The 7,810-nt window shown below is 37.0% G+C and carries 7 protein-coding genes; all 7 read right to left on the bottom strand.

The window, feature by feature from the left end:
- Positions 1–19 precede the first annotated feature (19 nt).
- Entirely contained in the window at positions 20–2,122 is a 2,103-nt protein-coding gene (pnp, locus tag G8Y85_RS02245; protein ID WP_103346172.1) for a polyribonucleotide nucleotidyltransferase, read from the bottom strand.
- 168 nt (positions 2,123–2,290) lie between these two features.
- The gene (gene rpsO / locus G8Y85_RS02240) at positions 2,291–2,560 is read right to left on the bottom strand and encodes a 30S ribosomal protein S15 (RefSeq protein ID WP_037564639.1); all 270 of its coding nucleotides are present in this window, start codon (positions 2,558–2,560) and stop codon (positions 2,291–2,293) included.
- Positions 2,561–2,663: 103 nt separating this feature from the next.
- A complete protein-coding gene (locus G8Y85_RS02235) occupies positions 2,664–3,635 on the bottom strand; it encodes a bifunctional riboflavin kinase/FAD synthetase (protein WP_060550919.1) in 972 nt (323 codons plus the stop codon).
- Positions 3,636–3,649: 14 nt separating this feature from the next.
- Positions 3,650–4,567: a tRNA pseudouridine(55) synthase TruB gene (truB, locus tag G8Y85_RS02230; RefSeq protein ID WP_103346171.1), complete on the bottom strand. Its 918-nt coding sequence runs from the start codon at positions 4,565–4,567 to the stop codon at positions 3,650–3,652.
- Positions 4,568–4,640: 73 nt separating this feature from the next.
- Positions 4,641–4,985 (bottom strand): 30S ribosome-binding factor RbfA, encoded by a 345-nt coding sequence (rbfA, locus tag G8Y85_RS02225; RefSeq protein ID WP_037564645.1) that lies wholly within the window; start codon positions 4,983–4,985, stop codon positions 4,641–4,643.
- Between the two features lie 97 nt (positions 4,986–5,082).
- A complete protein-coding gene (locus G8Y85_RS02220; RefSeq protein WP_165805373.1) occupies positions 5,083–5,466 on the bottom strand; it encodes a VOC family protein in 384 nt (127 codons plus the stop codon).
- A 197-nt stretch (positions 5,467–5,663) separates the two neighbouring features.
- The gene (gene infB, locus G8Y85_RS02215; RefSeq protein ID WP_165805372.1) at positions 5,664–7,796 is read right to left on the bottom strand and encodes a translation initiation factor IF-2; all 2,133 of its coding nucleotides are present in this window, start codon (positions 7,794–7,796) and stop codon (positions 5,664–5,666) included.
- Positions 7,797–7,810 lie beyond the last annotated feature (14 nt).

The following is a 7,810-nucleotide window of genomic DNA, read 5'->3' as shown; positions in this document are numbered from 1 at the left end:
ATTACTTTAATTAATGATTTTATTTAGCGTTTAACAAAACTTTATGTGATGCATTCACACGGCCTTGCTTGTCTATTTCCGTTACTTTAACTTGTAACGTATCTCCGATTTTAAGAACATCTTCAACTTTATTAATACGTTCATTTGCAATTTGAGAAATATGAACTAAAGCATCTTTACCAGGGAATAGTTCTACAAAGGCTCCAAATTTTTCAATACGTTTTACTTTACCATCGTAAACCTGGCCTACCTCTGCTTCACGTACAATACTTTCTATCCACGCGCGTGCTTGGTTAATCATCTCTTGTTCTGTTGAACCAATATAAACCGTACCGTCTTGTTCGATGTCTAATTTAACACCAGTGGCGTCGATAATCTCATTAATTTGTTTACCACCAGGTCCAATGACATCTCTAATTTTTTCTGGTTTAATTGTCAAAATCTCTACTTTTGGTGCATATGCACTCAACTCAGGGCGTGGTTGTTCAATGGTTTGAAGCATATGGTCTAAGATTGCTAAACGACCTTGACGTGCTTGTTCAAGCGCTTCTTCAATGACTTCTTTTGTAAGACCATCAATTTTAATGTCCATTTGAATTGCAGTGATACCTTCTTGAGTACCTGCTACTTTAAAGTCCATATCACCTAACGCATCTTCCATACCTTGAATATCTGTTAAAATCGTATAACTCTCATCACGTGTTACAAGCCCCATTGCAATACCAGCGACAGGTGCTTTAATCGGTACACCTGCATCCATTAACGCAAGTGTAGATCCGCAAATTGATGCTTGTGATGATGAACCGTTAGATTCTAAAACTTCACTCACAATACGAACCGTGTAAGGGAATGTTTTTTCATCTGGAATAATATATTTTAAAGCACGTTCACCCAAAGCACCATGTCCTATTTCACGACGTCCCGGTGCACGTACAGGGCCTGTTTCGCCAACTGAAAAGTTTGGGAAATTGTAGTGGTGCATAAAGCGCTTATGTTCTTCTTCGCCTAGGCCATCGATAATTTGGTATTCAGAAATAGAACCTAGCGTTAATACAGATAGCGCTTGTGTTTGTCCACGTGTAAATAGTCCTGAACCGTGCGCACGTGGTAATAAACCAACTTCCGAAGACAATGGTCGAATTTCATCCGGTTTTCGTCCGTCAGGTCTTACTTTTTCATCTGCAATAAGACGACGCACTTCTTCTTTAATTAATGCGTTAACGATTTGGTTTACTTCTTGAATTAAAGCCTCATTTTCAGGATCTTCTTCATTGAGGTATTCAGCAATAATTGCTTCTTTAGCTGCATCCAAATTCGCTTCACGCTCTTGCTTATCAACAGTTTGAATTGCTTGATAAAGTTGATGCACTTCTGCTTTCGCTTTAACAGAATCAATTAAAGTTTCATTTTTTTCTGGTGGAACAAATTCATGTTTTTCCGGTTGAATATGCGCAATAATTTCTTCTTGGAACGCACATAAACGTTGAATTTCTTTATGTCCAAATAAAATCGCATCTAACATTTCCGCTTCTGAGATTTCACTTGCACCCGCTTCAACCATGTTAATAGCGTCTTTATGTCCAGCCACTTCAAGGTCTAAACGTGAGACGGCTTGTTGTTCTAAGCTAGGATTTATCACATATTCACCATCTACATATCCTACATTGACACCCGCAATCGGACCTTGGAATGGAATATCAGACACGCTCAGTGCCATAGATGAGCCTATCATTGCTGCCATTTCTGGTGAACAATTCGGATCAGCACTTAATACCATGTTCATAATTTGAACATCATGTCGATACCCATCTGGGAAAAGTGGACGAATTGGACGATCAATTAATCGTGCAGTTAATGTGGCTTCATCTGCAGGACGACCTTCACGTTTTTTAAATCCACCAGGAATCTTACCCGCAGCATACATTTTTTCTTCATAGTTCACTGTTAATGGGAAGAAATCACCATCGCGTGGCTCCTTAGAGGCTGTTGCAGTAGATAAAACTACTGTATCTCCATAACGTACGAGCACTGCACCGTTCGCTTGCTTTGCGAGTTGACCTGTTTCAATTGTTAACGGTCGATTGGCCCACTCCGTTTTAAATACCTTTTTTTCTTGAGACATGCGTTATCTCCTCTCCTACTTCTCTATACATTTCTAATATATTTCAATCTTATTATAGCTTACGATTTAAACACGTTACAAACGCTTTATGAATCTATTGATGTTTACGCTTATAGTAAAAAAAGAAAGAAACCAAAGCCTGGCCTCTTTCTTTCAATGTAAAACACATTAACGACGGATACCTAATGACTTAATAAGTTCACGGTAACGTTGAATGTCTTTTTCACGTAAATAGTTTAATAAATGGCGACGACGACCTACCATTTTTAATAAACCACGACGAGAATGGTGGTCTTTTTTATGTGTACGTAAGTGTTCGTTTAATGCAGTAATTTCTGCAGTTAACACAGCGATTTGAACTTCTGGTGAACCAGTGTCAGATTCGTGTGTACGGTATTGTTGAATTAATTCGTTTTTACGTTCTTGTGAAATTGCCATTTGTCAATTTCCTCCTTTAATTTGTTTAAAATGCCTTAATCCGAGTGAGGCGTCGGAGTCTCAACCTACCAAGACTAAGGTCGTAAGTCTTTACTTACAGACCTTATATATTATAAGGTACATCATCACCAAAATCAACAGATAATAAATATTTTGCACGTGCTTTATCTTGATTCATTTGTGCTACAAGCGGATCGATGCCGTCAAATTTCAATTCAGGACGCAAATAATGATGCCAATAAAGTATCACACGTTCACCATAAATATTTTCATCAAAATCAAATATATTGACTTCGATTACCACTTGAGGCAAATCATCATGGAACGTCGGTTTCACTCCTACATTGCAGACACCTCTATAAATCTTATCACTGGAACCAATCTTCATACTCACTGCATAAACGCCTTTGGTAGGTAATAAGTAATCATCGCTAGGTTGTATATTAGCTGTTGGAAAACCAATTGTACGTCCACGTTTCTCTCCTTGAACGACAGTTCCTTTAATTTGATAGCGGTATCCTAATTGTTCATTGGCTTTTAGCAAATCACCTTTTTTTAAAGCCTCACGTATCGCAGTCGTAGAAATCTTTTCATTATCAATATCCTGTTTACCCACAGTGATACATTCAAATAAATCTCGATATTCTTGTAACATTGCCATATTGCCTTTACCATACTTACCAAAAGTAAAATCAAAGCCAGCAACAATCACTTGTGCTCTATTTTTCAATAAATAATCTTTTACAAAAGCTTCTGAAGATACTTCTGCAAAACGTGAAGAAAAATTAACAACTAAGCAATAATCAATATCATATTGACGTAAAAGATTAAGTTTATCATCTAAAGGGGTTAAATATGTTGTGCGCTTTTGTTTAGGATTTAAAACCACAGAAGGATGTGGGTCGAATGTCATAACTGCTTTTTTTAAATGACGCGCTTTAGCCACCTCATCCAATTTATTCATTAATGCTTGATGTCCACGATGAAGGCCATCAAAAAATCCTAATGCAATTGCAATATCGTCTTGAATATATTGCTCAGGTTGAATGGGATGCGTAATTTCTATAACTTCCATATACCTATGCTCCTTTAGTTAAACACCTTTTTCGGTTTAATTTCAGCGTGATTCGACGGATGTAGTTCATATATCGCTAACACATCATTTGTCGATTCATCAACGAAGACAATTTGTGAATCATGTGGAAAATTAAATAAATGCCTTTTAAATTTTTGGCCATTAAGTATCCGTGATTTCAAATCTTCTTGTGAAACGTTTACAATCGGCAAAGCTTTTAAACCATATAGCATCGGCAATAACGCATCTGATAATGTACCATCTTCATGCATTTCAGCTATACGGTCTAGTGATAAAGCTTGATCAATATGGAAACCACCACTATCTGTCCGAGTTAAGCGAGACATATGCGCTGGATAATTTAAACACTTACCGATATCCGTGGCAAGCGTTCGAATATACGTTCCTTTACCACATGCCACTTCTATATTAAATGTAGCACATTCTTCTTTAAAAGTGACATCATTCAATCGTTTTATATACTGAATGTGAACCTTTCTGGATGGACGATCAACCGTTTGTCCTTGTCGCGCATACTCATATAGCTTTTTCCCATTTACTTTCACTGATGAATACATCGGAGGTACTTGTGTTATCTCACCGACAAATTTTTCTAAAATATGATCGATTTGATTGTTTGTCAAAGCGTGGTGCGCTACAGCACGTTGCGCAATTATCTCTCCAGTTTGATCCTCAGTCGACGTCGCACTACCTAAAGTCACTTCAGCGATATAAGTTTTCCCCATATCCATGACATAATCGCTTACTTTTGTTGCCTGACCGATACAAATTGGAAGTACACCATCTACTTCAGGATCAAGTGTCCCTGTATGGCCAACTTTTTTGGTCTTTAATATTTTTCGTAATTTAAATACAACATCATGACTCGTTAAACCTCTAGGCTTATATACTGGTAATATACCGTGATACATCGCATTCACCTCACTCATAAAAAAACTAGGATACGGTCGACGTCAAATCCGTAACGTATCCTAGTATGACACTTTAATCTTTTTTGTGTAAATCTTGAATTAATTGTTCAATTCGATTACCGTATTCAATGGATTCATCATATTCAAATTGCAACTCCGGGACGATACGTAGGCGCATACGTTGACCAATTTCAGATTTAATAAATCCTTTTGCTTTTTCTAACCCTTTAAACGTATCTTCGCGCTCTTTATCGCTACCAAGCACCGTACAATACACTTTGGCTAATGACAAATCATTCGTAGGTTGTACATCTGTAATCGTTAAAAATCCTACGCGTGGATCTTTTAATTTATTATTAATGATGTCCATTAATTCTTTTTTCATTTGTTCGCCAACACGTTCAGCTCTCATATTCATATTTTTCACCTCTTTTTGAATCACGTTCGATGTCTTTCCTTATTTTCGTATTATAAAGGACTTTGAAAAGTTCCGTCAATGAGCAATCCTCTCTTACTCAATCTTTAAAAACAAGAACATTGAAAAAATGTTGATCGATATCTTGAAATACACATCCCAGAAACCCATCACGCTCATGTTTCGGTTGAACAAGTGTTCCACCAGCTTCAGTGATACGAATGATTAAATTATCTAAATCTTTTTCACTAGTGACGGAAAGCGAGATTAATACATCTTGACCGGTCACTTCTTGTTGTAAATAAGAACGAAAAGTAGGGTGTTCGACAAACATAATAGGAGAGGACGCACCTACTTGGATACCAAACATATAGCCCACCTGTTCAGGTCTTTGCATGATTTCAAAACCTATAGCTTTGTAAAATGCCATACTTTTCTTTAAATCTTTGACAGCTAAATTGAACCACATATTTGTCATTAACATCATTGCACCTCTCGATTGAAATTGAAAGTCAATTTTGTAATATTTCTTTTCAAATATTTAGTTTATACTATCGTATTTATCACCATTATACCCTATATCACTCTACTTAAGCCCTTGGATTACAACGTAAAATAAGGGGACGGACATCCAGTGTACTCCGTCTCCTTATTCAAAACTAAAACATGTAGATTTTAACTTTATCGCTCAACTTCAACCATTACGTAAGCTTCAATAATATCGCCTTCTTTAATATCATTGAATTTTTCAATCGTAATACCACATTCATATCCTTGTGCGACTTCTTTAGCATCATCTTTGAAACGTTTTAATGTGTCTAATTCACCTTCGAATAAGACAACACCATCACGAATAATACGCACGCCAGAATCACGTGTGATTTTACCATCTGTGACATAACTACCTGCGATTGTACCTACTTTAGAAACTTTAAATGTTTGACGTACTTCAGCTTGTCCAATGACTTTTTCTTCATATTCAGGGTCAAGCATACCTTTCATCGCAGATTCAATTTCTTCAATTACATTGTAAATCACGCGATGTAAACGCATGTCGACATTTTCAGCTTCAGCCGCACGTTTAGCACCTGCATCAGGACGTACATTAAAACCAATAATGATACCGTTAGAAGCGTTCGCTAAAGTAACGTCTGATTCGTTAATTGCACCTGTCGCCGTATGGATAATACGTACATTGACACCTTCAACATCGATTTTCATTAATGATGCTGCAAGCGCTTCAACAGAACCTTGCACGTCACCTTTAATGATCACATTTAAATCTTTCATTTCACCTTGTTTCATTTGTTCAAACAAGTTATCTAATGATACATTTTTACTTTCTTGACGTTGTTGTAAAATGCTTTGCTGTTCACGCGCTTCACCAATACGACGCGCTTTCTTCTCATCTTTAAAGACAACGAAGCGATCACCTGCTTGCGGCACATCATTTAAACCAGTAATTTCAACAGGAGTAGATGGACCTGCAACTTTTATACGCTTACCAAGATCGTTCACCATAGCACGCACTTTACCGTGTGTGTTTCCTACAACAATCGCATCACCCACATGAAGTGTTCCGTTTTGAACGAGTAATGATGCTGCTGGACCACGTGATTTATCTAATTCTGCTTCAATCACTGTACCTACTGCAGCTTTATCAGCATTGGCTTTTAATTCTTGAACCTCAGCTACAAGTCCAATCATTTCTAGTAAGTCATCGATACCTTCGCCACTTAATGCTGATAGTGGTACGAAAATCGTGTCGCCACCCCAGTCTTCAGGAATGAGGTTGTATTCTGTTAACTCTTGCATTACACGATCTGGGTTCGCTGTTGGTTTATCAATTTTGTTTACAGCAACAATAATTGGCACTTCTGCCTCTTTTGCATGGTTAATGGCTTCAATCGTTTGTGGCATCACACCATCGTCAGCTGCGACAACTAAAATCGTGATATCTGTCACTTGTGCTCCACGTGCACGCATTGTCGTAAATGCGGCGTGACCTGGTGTGTCAAGGAAAGTGATTTTCTTATCATTGTTTTCAATTTGATAAGCACCGATATGTTGTGTAATACCGCCTGCTTCTCCTTCAGTTACACGTGTATTTCGAATAGAGTCAAGGAGTGTTGTTTTACCATGGTCAACGTGACCCATAATTGTAACGACAGCTGGTCGTTCAGATGCATCAGCATCATTTTCCACATCTTCAAAATAAATCGTTAAGTCATTATCATCTACGACGACTTCTTCTTCTAATTCAACACCATAGTCAGAAGCAACTAGCTCTAACGCTTCAATATCAAGTGATTGGTTGATATTTGCCATGATACCTAATAAGAATAGTTTCTTAATAATTTCTGATGAATCAACACCTAATTTATCTGCTAATTCACCAACTGTGATACCTTCAGTATACGTAATTTTAGATGGCATTTCCTTTGGTTCTGGTGTAGGTGCTGCTTGTTTTTGTTTTTGATTACGGTTTTGCTTATTATTTTTAATATTACGCTTATTATTCTTATTATGTTTGGCATTACCGTTATTTTTAGAAGGATTGTGTTGCTTTTTATGATTTTGCTTCGGTTGTTCTTTCTTTTGACCACCTTGTGGTGTCTGATTTTTTTTAGATGATGACTGCTCTTTAGATGTGTTGTCTTTTTTAAATGCTTTGTCTAATGTTTTCACATGATCATTTTCTAATGTTTGCATGTGGTTGGATACTTCTACGCCAGATTTTTTTAATTCGTCAATGACATCTTTACTTTTTATATTTAATGATTTGGCATATTCATAGATTCTTTGTTTACTCATTGAACCACTCCTTA

The organism is Staphylococcus sp. 11007852 (genome assembly GCF_011394325.1).
Classification (GTDB): Bacteria; Bacillota; Bacilli; order Staphylococcales; family Staphylococcaceae; genus Staphylococcus; species Staphylococcus agnetis.
This window is presented reverse-complemented; position numbering and strand designations above follow the sequence as displayed.